The organism is Bradyrhizobium sp. CCGUVB23 (assembly GCF_024199885.1).
Lineage (GTDB): Bacteria > Pseudomonadota > Alphaproteobacteria > Rhizobiales > Xanthobacteraceae > Bradyrhizobium.
The window spans coordinates 2,510,873-2,529,463 of sequence record NZ_JANADQ010000001.1 but is presented as its reverse complement, the minus strand read 5'-3'; the positions used below and the strand labels follow the sequence as shown (position 1 = coordinate 2,529,463).

Below are 18,591 nucleotides of genomic sequence, written 5' to 3'. Positions count from 1 at the left end.
CAGGTATAAATACAGCTGGAGTGCTGAGGGCATCTTTCAGTTTTGACCAAGGACGATCCTATTGCTCGATCGATCCTTCGGTCGCGCCTCCCATTTGGTCTACACCATTGTTCGGCAGCACCCAAAGTCGATCCTGTGTGTGCGTCAGCGGGCCCGCTAACTCGTCAAAGGCCGTCTTCATATTGGCATAGGCGGCCTGCTTCAACTCGACATCGGCCGGATCCACCGCCGCATAGGCGACCGCCGCCTCGGAATAGTTCGGGTACAGGGGCATTTGACTCTCGTTGGTCCAGCCTAGACCGAGATATGGGAAGTGATCGGCCGGCAGGGTGACCCGGCTGTCGTCCAGCTTCGCAAGGTAGTCCGCCGCCCAATCGTGGATTGTATAGGCTTCAAGTTTGTCCATCATCGACCGCCAGCGCTTGATCCGCTCATCGCGCGGCATCTCTGCCGCCTTGGATATCGCGGCTGCGATGTCTTCCGGGCGGTTCGGATCTATGAGTAGTGCTTCATCCTCATTGAAACCTTCAGCCGCACCGGCAAACTTCGACAAAACCAGAACGCCGGGATCGTCCGGATCTTGTGCGGCAACATATTCTTTTGCCACCAGATTCATGCCGTCGGCCAATGGCGCCACAACACCAACGTCCGCGGCGCGGTAAAGACGGGCGAGTGCAGCCTGGCTGAAGGATTCGTTCTTGTAGTGGATCGGTTTCCAATTGTCCGTGCTATGCTCGGTATTGACTTGGTCGATCGCTTTCTCGACATCTTTGCTATACTCCTGATACGCTTCGATGTCGGCGCGTGAGGGGGGCGCGATCTGCAGGAGCGAGATGCTGCCCGGATTGGCCGTCAAGACGTGGTTGAAGGCTTCGACCCGCTTGTCGATACCCTTGGTATACTCGAGCCGGTCGACGCCGATCGCAAGCTTGGGGCCCCTGAGCTGCTCCAGCAAAGACGAGACTTTTGCTTCCTCCTCGGCAGGAAGCTCTGCAGGAAGATGTTCTGTGAACTGCTTCGGATCGATACTGATTGGAAAATTTTGACATCGCGACTGGCCACGCTCCGTGAGCACCACGCCATCCTTGCTCTCCAGCCCGAGATGTGACTTCAGACAGGCGAGGAAATTGCTCACGTCCCGTTTTGTCTGAAAGCCGATCAGATCGTACTCCAGCATCGATTTCATCAGTTCACGATGATTGGGCACTCGTTCGATCATGTCAGGCGTCGGCCATGGCGTATGGAGGAAGAAGCCGGTCGGCCGGTCGACGCCGATTTTATGCAGATCAGCCGCGAGCGGAATTAAATGATAATCATGCACCCAGAATGCGTCCCGATCCCGCAAGTTGAACGCCACGTGCGCCATATGGTCGTTGATCGCGCGATAGCTTTCGTAGTCACCTTCCTCGCCCGAGATGCGGTCGGCGAGGGAGTGGAGCACCGGCCACAGCATCGAATTCGAAAAACCTCGATAATAGCCACGATGGGGCACGGCCGGCAGATCGAGCCTGGCCACGTGACCTTCGCCAATCTTCTCGAGTGACAGGGACCGGTCAGTCTTATCGCTCTGCTTGTCCGACGAGCCTATCCAGATCGCGCCGGAACGTTCCACGACGGGCTCGAGGGCCGCGGCAAGCCCCCCGGTCTGGGCTTTAGTGGGGTCGAAGGGCGAAACGCGGTTCGAAATGACGACAAGCTTCATGTCTGATTGCTGGGCTGTCGCATTGCGGTTGACCTCGGACTGCACCGAGACACCAGGACCGGCAGGACCTGTATCGCCTTGTGGCTCTTGTCCCGGTGGTGGCGCGCTCAGTTGCTGGTCGAAGACCGCCTGGTCTATTCGTTCATGTTGCTCAGTGGCGTATAATGTACCATCGGGAACCGACGCTGCTGCGTTGAGTGTGTCAGAAATTCGATCCATTCCGTATCTCCGTGTTGATACAGCCTCGCAGATTCTTCTTGTCAGCTAGCAGGCATAGCTTTCTGGAATCTGACGAGTGTTAGAGCCACTGCCCCGCATCGTGTCCTTTCGCCACCTTCACGCTTCTTGCTCCACATGTTGATGCCGGTATCGCGCTGAAGCGCCTGCTACGAGAGCTGATCTCGTCGATCAGCTCCAAAATGAAAGCCGCCGCGCAATTCATGCGTCCGGTCGCGTTTCGATGTCGGTTCAATGCGGATGGTCTTAGCGATGCTCGTCATGATCGCTCCCTGTGGGGTCGCCGCGCGGATAGAGCCGCCCCCCATGCCTTCTAGAAGGCGATCGAACGGCAAGCGGTACGGGCCGGCAATGGCAGCGACACAGCTATTTTCCGCCGGCGCGTTCCGCGCCTTTGCATCGCGAATCAAAATAGCTGTGCCTCTGCCATCCTCCGCTCTGCTTCGGCCCTCCGCTTTGCTACGGGTGCTGTTCCGTTCCACTCGCCGTCATGTGATCGCCACGAAGGCCGCGATGGGCGCGGCCGATCCGGCAAAGGACCTCACCCATGACGACCGACAACGACGACCCTCAATTCGAGCCGCTCTTTGCTTCGTCCCCGACCGATCACGTTCTCGCCGAACTTCAACTCTTCGGATATCGTCCCTTGCATGACGAGCCAGATCCACGGCTGCTTCCCGAGAGCATGGCGATCACCGGCGCCGTCGCCGATATCTTCGATGCGCTCGTCGCGACGTTGAATGACACGCGCCTGGAACCTGACCTCGAGGACTTGCTCTGGTCGACCGTCAATCTCTTCCATCGCGCAGCGGGCCGCATTGAACACGAGCTCGACGCCAACGAGCAGGCGCAGCAGAAGAGCCAACGCGAGCAGAACGGCTCGGAGGTGCGATCCGTCGAGCTCGAACGACTCATCGCCCAGGGCATTACGCTCATCGAACGCCGCAACGCCATGGAGCTCTTTCGCGACCAGGCTGCCGAACGCTTCGAAGTCCACACCGGTTCGCCTTGGCGGCCGCGCTCCGGGTCAATCGTCAGCCATCGTACCCTCACCGCCGCGATGATCGACAGCCGCGATTTTCTCGCTGCCAGGCGTAGGGCCGAAACCGAGGTGTTGTTCCCACCTGGGCCAAAGGTCGCACTCACCGGTGGGCTCGAATTCAACGACGTTTCGCTCGTCTGGGATCGCCTCGACAAGGTCCACGCAAAACATCCCGATATGGTTCTCCTGCACGGCGGCTCGCCGAAAGGCGCCGAATTGATCGCTGCCAAATGGGCCACCCATCGCAAGGTGCCGCAGATCGCCTTCAAGCCGGACTGGACGAAACATGCGAAGGCCGCACCATTCAAGCGTAACGACGCGATGCTCGACGTCATGCCAATCGGAGTCATGCACTTTCCGGGCACAGGCATCCAGGACAACCTCGCCGACAAGGCGAAGAAGCTCGGTATCCCGGTCTGGAAGTTTGGCAAGGACGGCGCGTGAGCGCCGTCCTGGTTGACGCTGAAAGCTATGGTGCGGCACGTTGAAAGGATCGATGGCGCAGGGTTCGATGGTGCATCGAGACACCGAGCGGGTGGGCCGGTCCTCTTCGTTCCTTGTTCGCTTCCTTGGAGTTCCACTATTCACGCGGAAAGTGATCCAGAAAGAGTGCTGCTCCGGTCGTTGCCGTGCCGAAAAAGCGCGCGCATATCGGGCGCCGAGTCATCCCGGCCGTATCTATCAATTATTTTCCAGCCGGCCTTTGATTTGGATCGCCTGTCTAAGCTTCCGTGTACGAAATAGCGAGATTTTCGCAGATCGACGCAAAAGCCTTTTTCGCTTCGGCGTCCTCGAAGCAAAAGCTTACCCCTTTGTCACCACGCTCGATCCACCAGTCCGTCTTGTGTCCTTTCGAAACGCGAGATGCCTCCTCGCGCAACTGATCCAGTACTCTTCCGTAAGCACGCACAATCACACAGTTTTCCATCTCAACGCTCATTGCAGGAAAGTAACACAGGCCAAGAAACACATACCAAGCAACACACACCAAGCAACACATACCCAGAAGGCGCCGCCATGACAAATGTGAATCTTTGGCCGGCCGCCGCCCGATGTTTCCTCGGACATGATGTCGAACTCGGCGCATGTTTTCCTCGCGCACTCGGCCTTTTACGTTGAGTTCCTGCACCTGCCGGTGTAGGCGAGCGAAGAACTTCTGCGACCTTTTGTGCTATTATTTTGCTCGGATGGGCAGCTTTTGGTGCGCGCTCAGGCTGGGAGATTTCAAAAAAATGCGATGGATCTGCAAAGGTGCGATGCTGGTCGCGTTTTTCCCCGTGATGGTTTCGAATGTCTACTGGAGTTGGACGAACGATTGTATGGCCGGCCTATTTGCGCTTGCAGCCTGCGTAATCGTGGACCGTCTGTTCAAGTGCGCAATGATCCGCCGTGCCTATGCCGAGATGCGTAGGCTCTACGGCGCCGAATGGGGAAACGGATAGGCAGTGCCACCATCCGGCGAGGGCGAACAGCGACCGCGAGCTTGCCAGAGCAAGCCAGGCCAACCTGATCGTCGGATCTGACTCTGTCGCGTATTCGGCAAAGCTGTTGACCGCTACCGCGAAAGCGGTTCTTTCGGATTCCGCCAGGCGAGCCGGTTGCGAACGAGGCGGCATCGCCGACGTTTGTTACCGGTGCGCCGCCGGTTCCGGTTTGTACGGCAAATCACCTCCCGCATCATCACGAGCTCGCGCTCGCCAGCACCGACGTTGCGGATGACGAGCGCCAACTGATCCCAAAAGCGCGTGCTCGTCCGTTGCCGCCAGTTTTCAAGATCAGTGAGCTGTGGGCTTACGAATCGCAGCCTACGTAATGATACGGAGGTCGGCCGTCGTACTTTCTTGATCTGCGAAATGCATCGTCGTCGACATGCCATACAGACCAATCTACGATCCACACCTCTGGCGCAGTCGTGCGCTCGCAACGCGTCTCAAAGCGGACTCGCTCAGCCCCGGCAAACCCAGAGACAGGCTCCTGAAAGTCGCCGAGGAATACGACAAGCTAGCCCGGTACGCAGAACGGTGCGACGCGCACAGAACCGACCAAGATTCGGATTCGTGTCACGATTTCTGATCGTCCTTTCGCTGTCTTGACTGACTCCTTGAGCGACACGCTTCGAGCCAAGACGGATGCCTTGGACAGATGCCTTGGCCTGATCTTTACCAATTGCTTTCCGGTGCTAGCACTTCTCCGCCCGCGGATGTCGGGGCCTTCGGCGAAATCCTCCGCATCATGCGCGTTGCCAATCCACAACGTACGCGCCAATCGGTGCGCCGATGGTTCGGAATGCACACACTTTTGCCGATAATCGATCTCAAAAAGTCGAGAACGACCAGAGAGGCAAGCAGTATTGATACAGGCCGAAAAAAGCGTGGTCGAGCACATGCTCGCATCATTGACAATCAGCGCGCTGCAGAGCCGGGCCGCTCCTACCAACGAACAGGTGATGCATCATTTGGAGCTTGCGTACGAAAGAGCGGGTCTGATCCCGACGCAGGCATCTACGATCCGGGTACTGGAGCGTATCTCACGTGAGATCAACAAGGCCGAGACGGTGTTGGAGTTCATCGGCCGAGGCGAGGGGCACCCACACTGAGTTGACGCGTGATCCATCACGTCTCGCTCATCACACGATCTGAGTGACGGAAGGAAGCAGGATGTCGGGTCCAGCTCGCAGTCTGACAAGCCCATCCTGTCTTTGATCTGTGCAGCGATGCCAATCATTGTGCCTTTGATACCGTTGCGAGGGAGCCTAAGGGAGCTGTCGTGAAACCGGCATCCCTCGGCGCAAGGGCGGGCACGATCACAGCGCGATTTCGATCGGATGCTTTTTCGTGTTCGGCTCGCAGGATCACAAGTTGCGAGCAGCGCCTCGCTATCGTCGATCGGCCATTTCGATCACCTTGTCGTGTTTGACGCACCAGCCAAGCGGCGCTGCAGGTGAATGCAGAGCTGGCATCGGTCTGACGTCAATCGTCGATGGGTCGAAGATCCATTCGGACGATACGCTTCATTCCTGTCCAGCGCTCGAGCTCGCCAAAACGCTGATGTGGTGCCGGACGCGTTTTGCGAGTAGCGGCACTTGCGGAGGGGGAAAGGGGTTTCGAACTCCGCAAAAGCTATCGGGCTAGAACGCGATCCGATTTGGAAGTTTGCCAAGGACCGCTCGCAAGCCCGCTTTGGTCGATTCCAACAAGAATCGGACGCAGCGGTCGAATTGTCCTCGAGACCTCAATCGCTACAAAACCTGCATCAGTTTGCGCCGCGATTTGATCACGTTTTGGTTCTATACAATCAGTCGCGCCGTGGTGGTGGTGGAAGGCGCAGTCCGTACTCTCTCGAGCGGGAACCACCACCGTGCTTGCCCTTGGACTTGCCCTCAATCTCGTTGGGCTCGGCCTCTTGTTCTGGCTGATCTTTGCTCTCGCAGTCTATGCCCTCCCATTCTTTGTTGCGGTCAGCGCCGCTGCAATGGCATTGGAGCGCGGCGCCGGGATGACTGGCGCGCTCATTGTCGCCATCATCAGTGCCGCCTCGATGCTCGCCATTGGTCAATTCGCCCATTCTATGGCGCGGCCGATCATCTTGCGCGGCATGATTGGCGGAGTATTTGCCATTCCGGCAGGAATTTCTGGATACCATGTCATGCTCGCCTTATCGCAGATCGGCGTATCCTCGCCGTTCTGGCGTGAGGTCTTCGCATGCGTCGGCGCAATCTTCATCGCCGGGAAGGCCTGGACGCAGATCACTACCTTGAGCGGGCCAGATGCGGCGTCGGGCAGGTTGACCCATTCTGCATCAACCGGCTCTCTCGTCCGCGACGCCTGAGGAATCGCCTCTGGCCGCTACATCTCGGTTGCTTTTCCTCTGTGGGCGCCGAGGCCTCATTGCAGGAGCTCTTCGGGAAAGGGCGGACTTCGTAGCGCTCAATCGGACTGTGCCGGCCTCATTCGGCCCTGTCACGGGGCCAGTGGGAGGGGCTTGGTTGCGGCTTTTTACCTGGCGGTAACGTCGCCTTTTCCCGCACGCTCTTTCTTTCTCTGCGCCGAAACCTACCGCCTTCTTGTGTTGCAAAGCGAGGTCTGCCACGTCTTTCCCGCTTAAGTCTGTGTTCAGCGCTCGGACGCACCTCGCCTCGTTGGCTTGATCTGGCCGAAGACCGGCTGCGCCTCGATCGTCTGAGACGCAACGCCGCCGGGGAGACTTTCTTCCCCTGGGCTACGCCCATTCCTCGCGAGGCAAGAAAGTCTCCCCGCCGGCATCCTCCGCTTAACGCTCCGGCCCGCGGGAAGACGCGGGTGCGTCGCCGATCGTCTTCGGCCGTCAGATCGCCATCGAGGCCGCGGTGGTCGCGGGGCTCGAAACAAACCAAGGAGAAGTCACATGGCTACCATCGGTTCTTTCAAGAAGGTCGGCGCCGATTTCCAGGGCGAGATCGTCACGCTGAGCCTACAGGCCAGGGGCGTCCGCATCGTCGCCGAGGCCAACCGCTCGAACGAGAACGCTCCCAGCCACCGCGTCTATGTGGGCCGGGCAGAAATCGGGGCGGCATGGTCCAAGCGCTCCGAGGAAGGCCGCGACTACCTCTCGCTCAAGCTCGATGACCCCTCGTTCAACGCGCCGATCTACGCCAACCTGTTCGACGATGAAGACGGCGAAGGCTGTACGCTGCTCTGGTCGCGGCCGCGCAAGACCGGCGAGTAAGCCTCGCATCACCCGCCCCGCCCGATCTAATCGGGCGGGGCGCTCTCTTGGGTAGGCGCACCCAAGTCACGTGCGAGGAGGGCTTATGGCCAAGAATAAGGTTGCCATCGGCGAGCATCGGCTGGCCGGTGCTACGTCTTGCGCTCGAAGGCGAACGGGGCAAGCGGATCACGAAAGCGCGGCCGAAAACGATCAACAAGGCCAAAGGCGCGTTTAGTCTCTCAAGAACCGGAAAAATCTAACGGCGACTGAGATGTCCGGCCATTCAGGCGCCAGGCATCAGGTCGCCCGCTCCGCTCTCTGGACTTGGTTTCCGGTTCTTGGAGACCCAAGGAGACGACATCAGCTCTCGGCTCACAAGTTCTGCGAGCTTTATCGCGCGAGAATTCGATTGACGCATCAAGGAATGTGGAAACTTGCCAGAACGTCACCATCAGCATGATGGGGCAGGCTTCGCCCTCGCGTGCGCCTGTGGTTGCAGCAGTTGCAATCACGCGCATTCGACTCTCATTTATGAATGGTGACGGACCCTCGATGACGGAGAACACGTGTGAGTCTAAGCCCGTGAGGCGCATATGAATGCATTCGCAATGTAAATGATATCCATCAAAACAATCGATTTCTTTCGCCGTCCTAACGAGGAATACGAAGGCATCGGGCAGCGATGTGGGGGTGAATCCTAAGGAGCATTTGCGATGGAAAGGTTTATCTGGGGTAGCTCGGGTGACAATAGCCTCTTCGGCAGCAGCGGCGACGATCTGATGATGGATCCCCGCGGCAATGACTGGATCGACGGGGGGCCTGGCAACGACTCCATCTCGGCCGGCGAGGGCAATGACCGCGTCTTCGGTGGTGCCGGTAATGACCAGGTCTTCGGCGAAGAGGGCAACGACTATCTCTATGGCGGCGACTACGGCGGCAATAACCGCGACCAACCGCGCATCATCGGTGTAGACAATGACAAGCTCTACGGCGGCCCCGGCGATGATGTGCTCTTTGCCGGTGACGGCAGGGATTTTCTGAGCGGTGGCTCCGGCCACGACACCTTTGTCTTCCAGTTCCACGACCCGATCCCCGGGCTCGACCCGAAATACGGGCCGGATCCGGACAATACCAGCATCTGGGATTTCGATCCGGCGCAGGACACTCTCGCCTTTGATGCTGTGGGTCTCTATAACGACGGTTCCAGGGCGAACTTCGGCAACCACGCCAGTGAACAGCCGGGCTATCCGGTTGACACCTTTTACAGCGGCCCGGCCTCCGGTGCCAATGGCGAACACGTGGTGGTGATCACTGATCGGTCTTTCGCCTCCGGTACTCAGGCGGCGAGTGCGATCTCCGGCGAGAACGCCGGCGACATCATCGTCTACCACGACTACCAGACCCAAACCGCGAATTTGGCCTTTGTCACGTCCGCGAACCACGTGGACGAATTCGCCCATCTGGGCAGTGTTCAAGGTGTGGCCGATCTGGCCCACCTGCACCTGACCGCGTCAGACTTTACCTTCGTCTGATAGAGCCACGTCCCGCCATCTCGGCGGGACGCTTTGTGCCATCAACCCTCTGGTGCGATAAGGATGCTGCCGCACCTCGACGAAGATGATTTCCAATTTCAATGTTGCGCTCACGATCTGTCTCGAAAGCACCAGATACCTAAGATCGGAGCGTAGTTCCCTCAACAGCTACAGCATCATACCGAATCTACGCCGACGTCTGCGTCATGGATCAATCATCGAGCCCGGGCTGGCTGAACGCACCAGAAAGGAAATCCAACGAGGTGCTCACACTTCGCGGTCGGGCGGCTAGAGGTCTATATCCGTACCTTCATCGACCTGCAGCCACAAAGCCGTAGCCCATCAAATGGGCCCTTGCGAAGCGACGGTGGCAAGAAAGCATGGTTCAACGGGAAGAGGCCGGGCGACGCTTCCCGACGATGATGCCGAGATCGCGCCGAAAGCCGAGCGCGACAACCAACTTCGCCATGACAAACATGGGTCCGACCAACAGATGGGTCGGATTGTCGACCATTGCCGGCCGCAGGCGCTCGAACACCAAGTGCCCAATGATCAGCAATGCAACACCGAGCCCACTTATGGTGGCAGCAAGCGACCACATCCCGACGGTCGTCACATGGTTGAGGATCACGGCGGCGGCTGCAAGCAATGCGATCACAGCGGCAAGGATCGCGGCGCCAAGCTCGAAATCGAGCACGAGCCAAAAGATCAGCACAGGCGTGAGCGCGATGGTCGCCACGCTGATCTGGATCTCGAATAGTGTGATGACCCAAAGACTGAGCGGAAGACTGGCAGCCAGGAACAAGAGCAGGATGCCGAACACGTGCATCGCGCAATTGTAGGGATCGCGATGATACTCCACGTAATCTGCGAGCAGTCGACGGAAAGAGGAGTTCATCCCGCGCTCGCCTTGCTCGTTGTGTCCGCGGCCACGGCGCAATTCATCGTTTGCCAAACGCATATGCTGGCCCACTGTCGAAAACATCTCCTGCTTAAGCGCAGGAAAGCCTCACGTCAAATCTCCCAAAAACATCATACTTGGTAGACTCGTATAACCTGCTCTCTCGATTGTTTGAACGTGTTTGATGACGAAGTCGGCGAAAGCCAAACGTGCGTTTCGTGGTGGCCGGGCAAGACCGAGGAGTATGTGTGGTGCGCCCCTTCGATCCGCACGGAAGCAGCGCTCTTTGAAGCGGGCAGCAAGGCACCGGGAACGTCGGTTTTTCTCGTTTCGATCCACGCGGGCGTAACGACCAGAACTCGTCCGATTGGAACTCACGAGGCCGATCGAGCTGCCGGGAACTGTTCGCCGTGCAAGGGCCGTCGGCACGTAGGCGGCTTCGTGAGAATAGAGGAGGGGGGAACGAAAATTCGAAAGCAGCGGAGAGACCGACGTGCCGGCGGGCAGGCAATTCAAGTTCTCGCATCGGCGCTGCCGAGGTTGCGCCCGGACGGCGCGGCAAGAGCGGCCCTGTACGGCAGAGCGCCGGCAATTCGAGCCATGAGTTGCCTCAGCCACCGGTGGGCGGCGGAATGGTGCGTCCGGGACGTCCAGGTCATCCCGACCTGAAACGGCTCGGGGAAAGGACACGACGTGGCCACGACGGATTTGGCGATGTTCGAAGCGATGCGGCTTGGCACCGTCGAAATCAGATCCGTGCCGGGGAGAATGTGGGTGAGATCGGAAATGCTCGGCACCGTGACCACCTGGTTGAGCGAGAGGCCGCGTTCATCCAATCCTCTGAGATAACCTGATCGCCAGGTGCCGCCATAGGTGACGACGGCGTGGCTCGCCTTGACATAGTCGTCGACACGCAGCCTCCTGCCGGCGAGCAGATGGCTGCGGTGCATCACGCACATATAGTGGTCATCCAGCAGATGGCGATGATAGAGGCTATCCTCATGCACGTCGTAGGGGCCGAGGAGAAGATCGGCTTCGCCGCGTTTGAGATACGCAATACCTTTGGCGCGCGCGGTCTTGATCTCCAGCACCAGGCGCGGCGCCCGGCGCCTGATCTCGGCGATGGTGCGCGGCAGAATGATCGAGCGTTCGTAATAGTTGCAGGCGATTGTCACCCGGCCGGCCGCGCTTGCGGGATCGAAATCCGTCGGCTGCATCAAGCCCTCAAAACCTTCGAGCAGGCGGCTGGCACATTCGACGATCTCGACGCAGCGGGGCGTTGGTGCGATGCCGCCGCGCTGGCGCACGAACAGCTTGTCGTGGAACGCCGAGCGTAGCCGATCCATGGTGTAGCTGATCGTCGATTGATTGGTGCCGAGTGCTTCGGCGGCCTTCGAAAACGAACCCAGTTCCGACACCAGGCGCAAGGTACGGATCGCGGCAAAATCAATCGCGAATGGATCCCAATCCTTTGCCATCTCCTCAAGACTCTCCCGGCGAAAAAACGATGCGATATCGAAAGAGTAGATAAGGGATATCAACTCTGTCCGATTGTCCGACCACCATTGCCAACGCAATCTGCTCGAAAGTGGGAGTTAAGACGGCAAGCCCGCGACCATCGACCGAACCATGGAGATAGCTGCCCGATGAACGCACCCAAAGCCTTTCCGCTCAATGCCTGGTACGCGGCTGCTTGGTGTCACGAGATCGCCCGCGAGCTTTCCGCCCGCACCATCTGCGGCAAGAACGTCGTGCTCTACCGCCGCACGGATGGCGCCATCACAGCGCTGGAGGATGCCTGCTGGCACCGGCTGCTGCCGTTGTCGCTCGGACATCTCAAGGGCGATGACGTCATGTGCGGCTATCACGGGCTGGTCTTCAATTCGGCCGGACGCTGTTCCTACATGCCTGCACAGAAGACGATCAATCCGTCAGCCTGCGTGCGTGCCTATCCGGTCGCTGAGCGACATCGCCTCGTCTGGCTCTGGCCCGGCGATCCAGCGCTTGCGGACGCTGACAAAATTCCGGATTTTCACTGGAACGGTGGCACACAATGGGTTGGCGAGGGTGGCACTTTCTATCAGTTGAAATGCGACTATCGCCTGGTGGTCGACAACCTCATGGACCTCACGCACGAGACCTATGTGCACGCCGGCAGCATCGGCGACGAGGCGATCACGGCTGCGCCCTTCGATGTGACCCACACGGACAACACGGCGACGATGACGCGCTGGATGATCGACATCGAGCCGCCCCCATTCTGGGGGCGTCAGCTCGCACGGCCGGGCCGCGTCGATCGCTGGCAGATCGTGACCTTTCAGGCACCGTCGGTCGTGGTCGGCGACGTCGGCGTGGCGCTGACAAATACGGGCGCGCCGCAAGGCGATCGCTCGCACGGCGTCAGCGGCGCGTTCTTGGCGGCGATCACGCCCGAAACCGAGACGACCTGCCACTATTTCTGGAACTTCGTCCGAAATTATCGGAAGGATGATGTGGAACTGACGAGAGAGCTCCAGCTGGCCCACGTCAATGGCGGGGCAGGCGTCTACGATCAGGATCACAGGATCTTGGAGGCGCAGCAGGCCGCCATCGACAAGAACCCGCGCTCGCCTTTTTACGATCTCAACATCGATGCGGGCGCGCTCTGGGCACGGCGGCTGATCGACCGGATGATGGCCGGCGAACAGGACGGCGTGATCGAAGACGTTGCAGCTGAATAAGCGAAAAGGCATGGCCAAGCCGATGGAACGGATGAGTGCACGTCTTCGCGCCACGCGCGATCTCACGCCCGACGTCCGTCTTTTCGAGATCGAGCCGGATCGGCCGTTGATCAGGATAACGCCTGGCAGTCACATCGACGTTGTCGTGCCGATTGATGGGCGGGCGCAGCTTCGTAGCTATTCGCTGGTAGGACCTTGCGGGGACGGGCTCTATCGCATCGCCGTCAAGCGGCTCGCTTCCAGCCGGGGCGGGTCAGCCGGCATGTGGCACCTCAGGACGGGCGAACGGCTCACGATCTCCGAGCCGAGGAATAGCTTTGAGTTGAGCTATGGCCGGCCGGACTATTTGCTGCTGGCCGGTGGCATCGGCATTACGCCGATCTACACAATGGCGCTCGCGCTGAAGCAAACGGGCGCGAAGTTTCGCCTGCTTTATGCAGCGCGCAGCCGTCTCGACCTGGCGTTCGCGGAGGAACTTGCCCGCTACATTGGCGAACGGCTCCAGATCTTTGTCAGTGAAGAGGGACAGCGCATCGATATCGCCGGCGAGATCGCCAAACTGGATCCGCGCGGCGAGCTCTATGTGTGTGGCCCATTCGGGATGTTGGAGGTGGCAAAGCGCTTGTGGCGCGAAGCGGGCAGGCCCGCGCCGCACCTCCGCTATGAGACGTTTGGCAATGCCGGCAACATTGCGGATGCGCCGTTCAAGATCAGGATTCCCCGATTGGGTCTAGAAATCGACGTCCCTGCCAATCGCTCCATGCTGGAGGCGCTTGAAGATGCTGGCGTCGAGATGATCTTCGGTTGCCGGCGCGGAGAATGCGGCCTCTGCGTCCTGCCGATCTTGGAGCCGTCGGTCCATGTCGATCATCGTGACGTCTTCTTCAGCAGTGAAGAGCGGGCGATAAACAGCAAGCTCTGCACCTGTGTCTCGCGCGCGGCCAGCGGTAGCTTAACCGTCGATACGCCCGATCGAACGCAGATCCGGCGTCATGGCTCTGACGCCAGCGTGGTCTAGGACGCGGCGCCGCAAGACCGCCATGCTCTGTTTGACCTTCTCACACTTCAAGGCGTGGCGGCAGAACTATCCGGGGTAGCTGGAGCATGATTCGGAAAAGTGTGAAGCGGCTTTCCGAAAAGATCATGCGCTCAAACAATAACCTAAAGCGCGATGATGATTCATCCTAATCTCATCGCGCTTTAGTTAGAACTCAATAAATTCCGTCTCTGGCCATCAATGCCCTTGCGTGGACATCTTGTTGGCGAGGGCAACGATCACGAGAATGGGCGGTCTGCGATTCAGCATGCGCATGAGCCACACATTTGGCGAGCCTTTGCCCATTGCCCAACGCACCGCCGCCCTCGCTGCAATGGTCAGCAGCCTGCGCAGGGCTCGCTCATCCATGCGAAACGTCTCGCCGAGCTTTCTGCTTTCCACCCGTGGTCCGCAGCAGCGGTGTGGAGTCCGAGCCAGGTTGCAAAGTTGCAGCCTTTCAAGGCCTGAGCTGCCGGCGCCAGTGCAACAAGTGGGAGGAGCCGTGATCGGCCCAATTCCTGGTCGTCATCAGGGGCTTGGCTTCGGCAACATGGGCTTTGGAACTGCTTTTCGGAGCGATCACCGCGAGAGCTGGCCGTGCGTTCGGCGGCGAGCGACAGGACTTCGTCTCGGAAGCTTTCAGTCTACCGCCTGCCGAAGGACAGCGACCTGATCACGGCTTCCTGGCTCCGGAGCCTGAGGTCTCACTGATGGTGTCACCACGAGGCGCTCTACCGTGAGACGCCCCAACTACAAGTGTCGAGCGGCCTGCGTCGACCAGTGCTCCGCCTCAGCAAACGGATAGCCTGGGTGGCCGCTAAGCGCCGTGGTCAACAAGGGCTTACAGAACCCAGGCGTGAGCTTTCCGCGGTGGACCACGACGCTCTCATGCCCCGTCGCTGCCTGGGCGTTCTGCCACTGCCGGTTGTAGCCGCGCTGCTCATTGGACTTGACGTGGCAAGCGGCGAAGTCGGCGTCATCAAGCGTCGCCAACTGCCGCGCGTGCACCGGCCGCTTCGTATGGATGTGCACCCACATCGGATTCGGAATTGCACCATTGCGCAGCGCCCTGGGTTGCAGCTTGATCTCAAACAGCGCACCTGGCTCGCCCTTTAACGCGCGCGGTACATCCGCAGGCGCCAATTCCTCGGCCGCCCGCAAGTGTTCAAGGTACTTCTGCGACGGAAAGGCATACGTCTTCATGCAATCAATCCTCGTCGTGGCCTTTCGCTCGTTCAAAGCCTTGGCCAGCCCCTGGGCCTCGGACCCCATCACTTTGAGCCGGACTATTTTGTCGTGCACTTCGCGCAACTGCACAGGCGTGAGTAGACCGCGCCGGCGAGGCTCCTCCAACGCGGCCACACAGGCCTGCATCTCCGTGGCCTGGGTCTGCAGGCGCTTGACCACGGTGTCCACGACGTGGTCGGCGTCCTCGGGTTTCATCTCGCGCACTTGCGAGGCGGTCCTTTGCTGACCAGCCAGATCGAATTGCAAAAGTTCGTCCAAACGCTTGAGGAGTGGCGTCAGTGCCTCCATCGACGGCGGGGCCTGCCAGATTGCCAAGTGCGTCGCCGACGATGATGCCCTCGCATGCGCCTCCTCTGCGCTCACGAGCTTCTTCGTTCCCAGATCCGAGAGCACGAGAACCTTGGCTGCTGGCGCCGTCTCGGACGTAGCGACCTGCGGCTGCGTCCGCCCGGTCGCTGAGCTCCCGGCGCCAGCGGCCGGCGTGCGCTTGCCTTTCCCCTTCCTGCGCGCTGTCGTGCCTTCCGCCAATGCAGCATCGCCGGTCGCGTTGGTCGGTATCGCAGCCCGAGCGTCGGCCGGCGGTGCAATGTTGGCTGCGGTCTTCGGCTGCAGTGCCAGGAAGCGCATCGCCTCGTGCGCAGTGACCCACGCGCCTTCCACGATCTTACCCAAGAGCTCCAATGGGAGATCGGCACCTGTTCCGACATCGCTTAGCTTGGCACCGATGTCATGCAACGCCGACGCAAATTCCGAAAGCCGCTCCATGACTCCTTCCAGAACGGCGCAGTGCTCTGCATCGAGTGCGCGTCCTTTGCTGTTTAGAACGGCATCGGCCGTCGAGACGAATGCAGGAAAAACATCTTCGATGAAGGTTCCCAGCAGACGCACCCGCCCGTTCTCACCCATCAGGATATCCCTCAAGGCTGGTTCGAACGTGCTCGCCTGCGGCTCAATCATGACCTGCGCGAGAGCGATCCGCGATTGCAGATGCATGCACTTCGTATTGAGTGCCCAGCCGGTGTGCAGCCGCAGTGCCGCCTCTTCGGCCTGCCGCATCTCGGCCGTTGTACTTGGTAAGTTGGCGGTGGCGGCGCAGACGGTCTGCATCCGTTCCGAGCGCAATGCCTTCTTTCCCCACCACGTCATGCAGGCCGCATAGCGGTCCGCCACACTAAAAACCGCTCGGCTCAGCTGGTCAGAGGGAGCGTTGGATCGGCGCATCCGGTCGAGCACGGTGGCCGCACTCTTCCTGCTCTGCTCCAAGGTGTAGATAGTCTGGGTGGCCAGTGTGTTGCATTGGTCCGCCGCATGGAGCACCTCGTCGCGGAGCCGGCGAGCCCGATCATCGGACAGAACCCTACGCGCCACATGCGGGGGCAGGGTCGTGCGGTAGTCCAGAACTTTTGCGCCTGCCTTGACGAGCTGGTCGATCCGCTCTTGCGCCTCCGACGAGTTCCGCAACACTTGCGTGGCCGCATTACGGCAAGTGTCAAGTTCCTCAAGCAGGCCGTCCATTTGTCGCTTTGCTGCCTCGATCTCGTCGCCTGTCGCCGAAATGGGGACCTCCGTACCCGAAGCTCGCGGCTGGCTGAGGTCCGGCGCCGTTCTGTCTTGAGGCCCAGAGCGCATCCGCTCCAAGACGGAATCGAACGATTGGCTACCTTCCCCAGCGGCAAGTCCTGATTCCGAGCGCGAACTGCTCGATCCCGACGTGCTGTCCGCTCTAGCAGCCTCAACCTGCGACTTGAAAGGCCGCAGCCGGCCAATGCCCGTCATATCCACCTCCGATCCAGGCGATAATGCGAAGCCTGTCAGGATAAATCGCCTGGCTGACCATTAGCTGACGAAAAGCATTCTCGCGGATGCACAAAAAAGAATCCGAATCATCGTGGCCTCCAATTCCATGGAAGATCCCGTGGTCTTGAGTCTTCTGCCCGGCAGACACCGCGTCCTGATCGCAAGCAGGCCATCAGTTCGCGGCGCAGCACTGCCAGCGCTGAACGAAGCCGGACTGGTGTAGCCCCCGGCAGGTACTGGACGTACGTGCGGCGGAGTGCCAGTGGTGCCGTCGCGCTCCAGTTGGCCGCGCGGCGTTCCCGTTCACGAGGATGTTCGATCGAAGACCTGGCGGTTCAGCGCCGCCCTTTCACAGCCGCCGCCCGGATGCGAACCAGTTCGTGATAAGTTGAGGCAATGATCGAAGCGGCAAATAGGTCATCCAGTTAAGCTGTGGTCGGTCAGCCATCATCTAAATCGGGACCGTTCGCGATGTGCTTTCGCAGGTGAACATAGGCCAACTGCACCTCGCGAGCAGTCGGGGCCTGGCGAGCCCCTCAGCCGCATCGTTGAAGACCTGCCGCGCCTCGTCCGATTGGGTGACCGCTCTCGCACCCACATCAAGTAGCTTCGGCCCGATTGATGGAGGTCGAACCTCGAGGATTGCTCGGTCGAAATCTGGCAGCAAGCTCATGAGCGCTCGATGTGCGGCCGCTTGCGCAGTTTTCCGAATTTGCGACAGCAGAGCTTCGCGTAACCGCCGTACCGCCTTGATGGCTCTCTCTTCAAGACAGAGATCATCGCTCAATGGCTGATTCCCGCTACTTCGTAACGCTAGATCAGACCGACGGCTCCACTCGGCCCTCCGTGAGCGGTGGACGGTAGATGCTTGGTCGCAACCGCTGCGCAACGGCAATGTCGTGTCGCCTTTTCCCGCACGCTCTTTCTTTCTCTGCGCCGAGACCTGCCGCTTTCTTGTGTTGCAAAGCGAGGTCTGCCACGTCTTTCCCGCTTAAGTCTGTGTTCAGCGCTCGGACGCACCTCGCCTCGTTGGCTTGATCTGGCCGAAGACCGGCTGCGCCTCGATCGTCTGAGACGCAATGCCGCCGGTGAGACTTTCTTCCCCTGGGCTAACGCCCATTCCTCGCGAGGCAAGAAAGTCTCCCCGCCGGCATCCTCCGCTTAACGCTCCGGCCCGCGGGAAGACGCGGGTGCGTCGCCGATCGTCTTCGGCCTTCAGATCGCCATCGAGGCCGCGGTGGTCGCGGGGCTCGAAACAAACCAAGGAGAAGTGACATGGCTACCATCGGTTCTTTCAAGAAGGTCGGCTCCGACTTCCAGGGCGAGATCGTCACGCTGAGCCTACAGGCCAGGGGCGTCCGCATCGTCGCCGAGGCCAACCGCTCAAACGAGAACGCTCCCAGCCACCGCGTCTATGTGGGCCGGGCAGAAATCGGGGCGGCCTGGTCCAAGCGCTCCGAGGAAGGCCGCGACTACCTCTCGCTCAAGCTCGATGACCCCTCGTTCAACGCGCCGATCTACGCGAACCTGTTCGACGATGAAGACGGCGAAGGCTGTACGCTGCTCTGGTCGCGGCCGCGCAAGACCGGCGAGTAAGCCTCACAACACCTACGCCCCGCCCGATCCAATCGGGCGGGGCGTTCTTTGACGCCAGCAGAAAAAAATGGCCCAGACCGCCGGATTGATCCGC

General features: G+C 59.9%; 16 protein-coding genes and 1 pseudogene. 9 read left to right on the top strand and 8 right to left on the bottom strand.

The features are described from left to right. Positions 1 to 58 precede the first annotated feature (58 nt). Positions 59 to 1,921 (bottom strand): trehalose-6-phosphate synthase, encoded by a 1,863-nt coding sequence (locus tag NLN62_RS11580; RefSeq protein ID WP_254108838.1) that lies wholly within the window; start codon positions 1,919 to 1,921, stop codon positions 59 to 61. A 167-nt stretch (positions 1,922 to 2,088) separates the two neighbouring features. Beyond that, complete coding sequence (locus NLN62_RS11575; protein ID WP_254108837.1) at positions 2,089 to 2,349, bottom strand: hypothetical protein; 261 nt, start codon at positions 2,347 to 2,349, stop codon at positions 2,089 to 2,091. Positions 2,350 to 2,486: 137 nt separating this feature from the next. On the opposite strand from NLN62_RS11575, the gene NLN62_RS11570 reads away from it, so the two are divergent. Next, positions 2,487 to 3,425, top strand: coding sequence for a DUF2493 domain-containing protein (locus NLN62_RS11570; protein ID WP_254108836.1), 939 nt, complete (start codon positions 2,487 to 2,489; stop codon positions 3,423 to 3,425). Between the two features lie 277 nt (positions 3,426 to 3,702). Here the strand turns inward: NLN62_RS11570 and NLN62_RS11565 are convergent, their stop codons facing one another. Further along, on the bottom strand, positions 3,703 to 3,909 hold the full coding sequence (locus NLN62_RS11565) for a hypothetical protein (RefSeq protein WP_254108835.1): 207 nt from the start codon (positions 3,907 to 3,909) through the stop codon (positions 3,703 to 3,705). Positions 3,910 to 5,331: 1,422 nt separating this feature from the next. Here NLN62_RS11565 and NLN62_RS11560 point away from each other — a divergent pair. The 3 genes from NLN62_RS11560 to NLN62_RS11550 all read left to right on the top strand — a co-directional run bounded on the left by NLN62_RS11560 (position 5,332) and on the right by NLN62_RS11550 (position 7,685). Next, positions 5,332 to 5,577 carry a hypothetical protein gene (locus NLN62_RS11560; RefSeq protein WP_027521965.1) on the top strand — a complete coding sequence of 82 codons (246 nt, stop codon included), beginning with the start codon at positions 5,332 to 5,334 and terminating at the stop codon, positions 5,575 to 5,577. An 806-nt stretch (positions 5,578 to 6,383) separates the two neighbouring features. Then, positions 6,384 to 6,809: a hypothetical protein gene (locus NLN62_RS11555; RefSeq protein ID WP_254108834.1), complete on the top strand. Its 426-nt coding sequence runs from the start codon at positions 6,384 to 6,386 to the stop codon at positions 6,807 to 6,809. 555 nt (positions 6,810 to 7,364) lie between these two features. Next, entirely contained in the window at positions 7,365 to 7,685 is a 321-nt protein-coding gene (locus tag NLN62_RS11550; protein WP_254108833.1) for a DUF736 domain-containing protein, read from the top strand. 221 nt (positions 7,686 to 7,906) lie between these two features. On the opposite strand, the gene NLN62_RS11545 is transcribed toward NLN62_RS11550, so the two are convergent. After that, complete coding sequence (locus NLN62_RS11545) at positions 7,907 to 8,185, bottom strand: hypothetical protein (RefSeq protein ID WP_254108832.1); 279 nt, start codon at positions 8,183 to 8,185, stop codon at positions 7,907 to 7,909. Positions 8,186 to 8,380: 195 nt separating this feature from the next. On the opposite strand from NLN62_RS11545, the gene NLN62_RS11540 reads away from it, so the two are divergent. After that, positions 8,381 to 9,199 carry a calcium-binding protein gene (locus NLN62_RS11540; protein ID WP_254108831.1) on the top strand — a complete coding sequence of 273 codons (819 nt, stop codon included), beginning with the start codon at positions 8,381 to 8,383 and terminating at the stop codon, positions 9,197 to 9,199. 385 nt (positions 9,200 to 9,584) lie between these two features. On the opposite strand, the gene NLN62_RS11535 is transcribed toward NLN62_RS11540, so the two are convergent. Then, entirely contained in the window at positions 9,585 to 10,097 is a 513-nt protein-coding gene (locus tag NLN62_RS11535; RefSeq protein WP_254108830.1) for an Mpo1-like protein, read from the bottom strand. A 515-nt stretch (positions 10,098 to 10,612) separates the two neighbouring features. After that, a complete protein-coding gene (locus NLN62_RS11530) occupies positions 10,613 to 11,578 on the bottom strand; it encodes a LysR family transcriptional regulator (RefSeq protein ID WP_254108829.1) in 966 nt (321 codons plus the stop codon). Between the two features lie 168 nt (positions 11,579 to 11,746). On the opposite strand from NLN62_RS11530, the gene NLN62_RS11525 reads away from it, so the two are divergent. The 3 genes and pseudogenes from NLN62_RS11525 (at position 11,747) to NLN62_RS11515 (ending at position 13,838) form a co-directional block, all read left to right on the top strand. Continuing rightward, a complete protein-coding gene (locus NLN62_RS11525) occupies positions 11,747 to 12,820 on the top strand; it encodes an aromatic ring-hydroxylating dioxygenase subunit alpha (RefSeq protein ID WP_254108828.1) in 1,074 nt (357 codons plus the stop codon). Positions 12,821 to 12,830: 10 nt separating this feature from the next. Next, positions 12,831 to 13,127 (top strand): annotated as a pseudogene (locus NLN62_RS11520) (FAD-binding oxidoreductase); the annotation flags it as partial. Positions 13,128 to 13,166: 39 nt separating this feature from the next. Beyond that, positions 13,167 to 13,838 (top strand): flavin reductase family protein, encoded by a 672-nt coding sequence (locus NLN62_RS11515; RefSeq protein WP_254113452.1) that lies wholly within the window; start codon positions 13,167 to 13,169, stop codon positions 13,836 to 13,838. A 216-nt stretch (positions 13,839 to 14,054) separates the two neighbouring features. On the opposite strand, the gene NLN62_RS11510 is transcribed toward NLN62_RS11515, so the two are convergent. Together NLN62_RS11510 and NLN62_RS11505 are read right to left on the bottom strand one after the other, a co-directional pair. After that, positions 14,055 to 14,225 carry a hypothetical protein gene (locus NLN62_RS11510; RefSeq protein ID WP_254108827.1) on the bottom strand — a complete coding sequence of 57 codons (171 nt, stop codon included), beginning with the start codon at positions 14,223 to 14,225 and terminating at the stop codon, positions 14,055 to 14,057. A gap of 381 nt (positions 14,226 to 14,606) precedes the next feature. Then, on the bottom strand, positions 14,607 to 16,880 hold the full coding sequence (locus tag NLN62_RS11505) for a hypothetical protein (protein ID WP_254108826.1): 2,274 nt from the start codon (positions 16,878 to 16,880) through the stop codon (positions 14,607 to 14,609). Between the two features lie 1,296 nt (positions 16,881 to 18,176). Here NLN62_RS11505 and NLN62_RS11500 point away from each other — a divergent pair. Beyond that, positions 18,177 to 18,497, top strand: coding sequence for a DUF736 domain-containing protein (locus tag NLN62_RS11500; protein ID WP_254103129.1), 321 nt, complete (start codon positions 18,177 to 18,179; stop codon positions 18,495 to 18,497). Positions 18,498 to 18,591: the final 94 nt, after the last annotated feature.

Bases quoted from the DNA above. Each gene is read 5' to 3' on its own strand.
- NLN62_RS11580 (WP_254108838.1), bottom strand. From the start codon at position 1,921: ATGGATCGAATTTCTGACACACTCAACGCAGCAGCGTCGGTTCCCGAT.
- NLN62_RS11570 (WP_254108836.1), top strand. From the start codon at position 2,487: ATGACGACCGACAACGACGACCCTCAATTCGAGCCGCTCTTTGCTTCG.
- NLN62_RS11565 (WP_254108835.1), bottom strand. From the start codon at position 3,909: ATGGAAAACTGTGTGATTGTGCGTGCTTACGGAAGAGTACTGGATCAG.
- NLN62_RS11550 (WP_254108833.1), top strand. From the start codon at position 7,365: ATGGCTACCATCGGTTCTTTCAAGAAGGTCGGCGCCGATTTCCAGGGC.
- NLN62_RS11545 (WP_254108832.1), bottom strand. From the start codon at position 8,185: ATGCGCGTGATTGCAACTGCTGCAACCACAGGCGCACGCGAGGGCGAA.
- NLN62_RS11540 (WP_254108831.1), top strand. From the start codon at position 8,381: ATGGAAAGGTTTATCTGGGGTAGCTCGGGTGACAATAGCCTCTTCGGC.
- NLN62_RS11535 (WP_254108830.1), bottom strand. From the start codon at position 10,097: ATGAACTCCTCTTTCCGTCGACTGCTCGCAGATTACGTGGAGTATCAT.
- NLN62_RS11530 (WP_254108829.1), bottom strand. From the start codon at position 11,578: ATGGCAAAGGATTGGGATCCATTCGCGATTGATTTTGCCGCGATCCGT.
- NLN62_RS11525 (WP_254108828.1), top strand. From the start codon at position 11,747: ATGAACGCACCCAAAGCCTTTCCGCTCAATGCCTGGTACGCGGCTGCT.
- NLN62_RS11510 (WP_254108827.1), bottom strand. From the start codon at position 14,225: ATGGATGAGCGAGCCCTGCGCAGGCTGCTGACCATTGCAGCGAGGGCG.
- NLN62_RS11505 (WP_254108826.1), bottom strand. From the start codon at position 16,880: ATGACGGGCATTGGCCGGCTGCGGCCTTTCAAGTCGCAGGTTGAGGCT.
- NLN62_RS11500 (WP_254103129.1), top strand. From the start codon at position 18,177: ATGGCTACCATCGGTTCTTTCAAGAAGGTCGGCTCCGACTTCCAGGGC.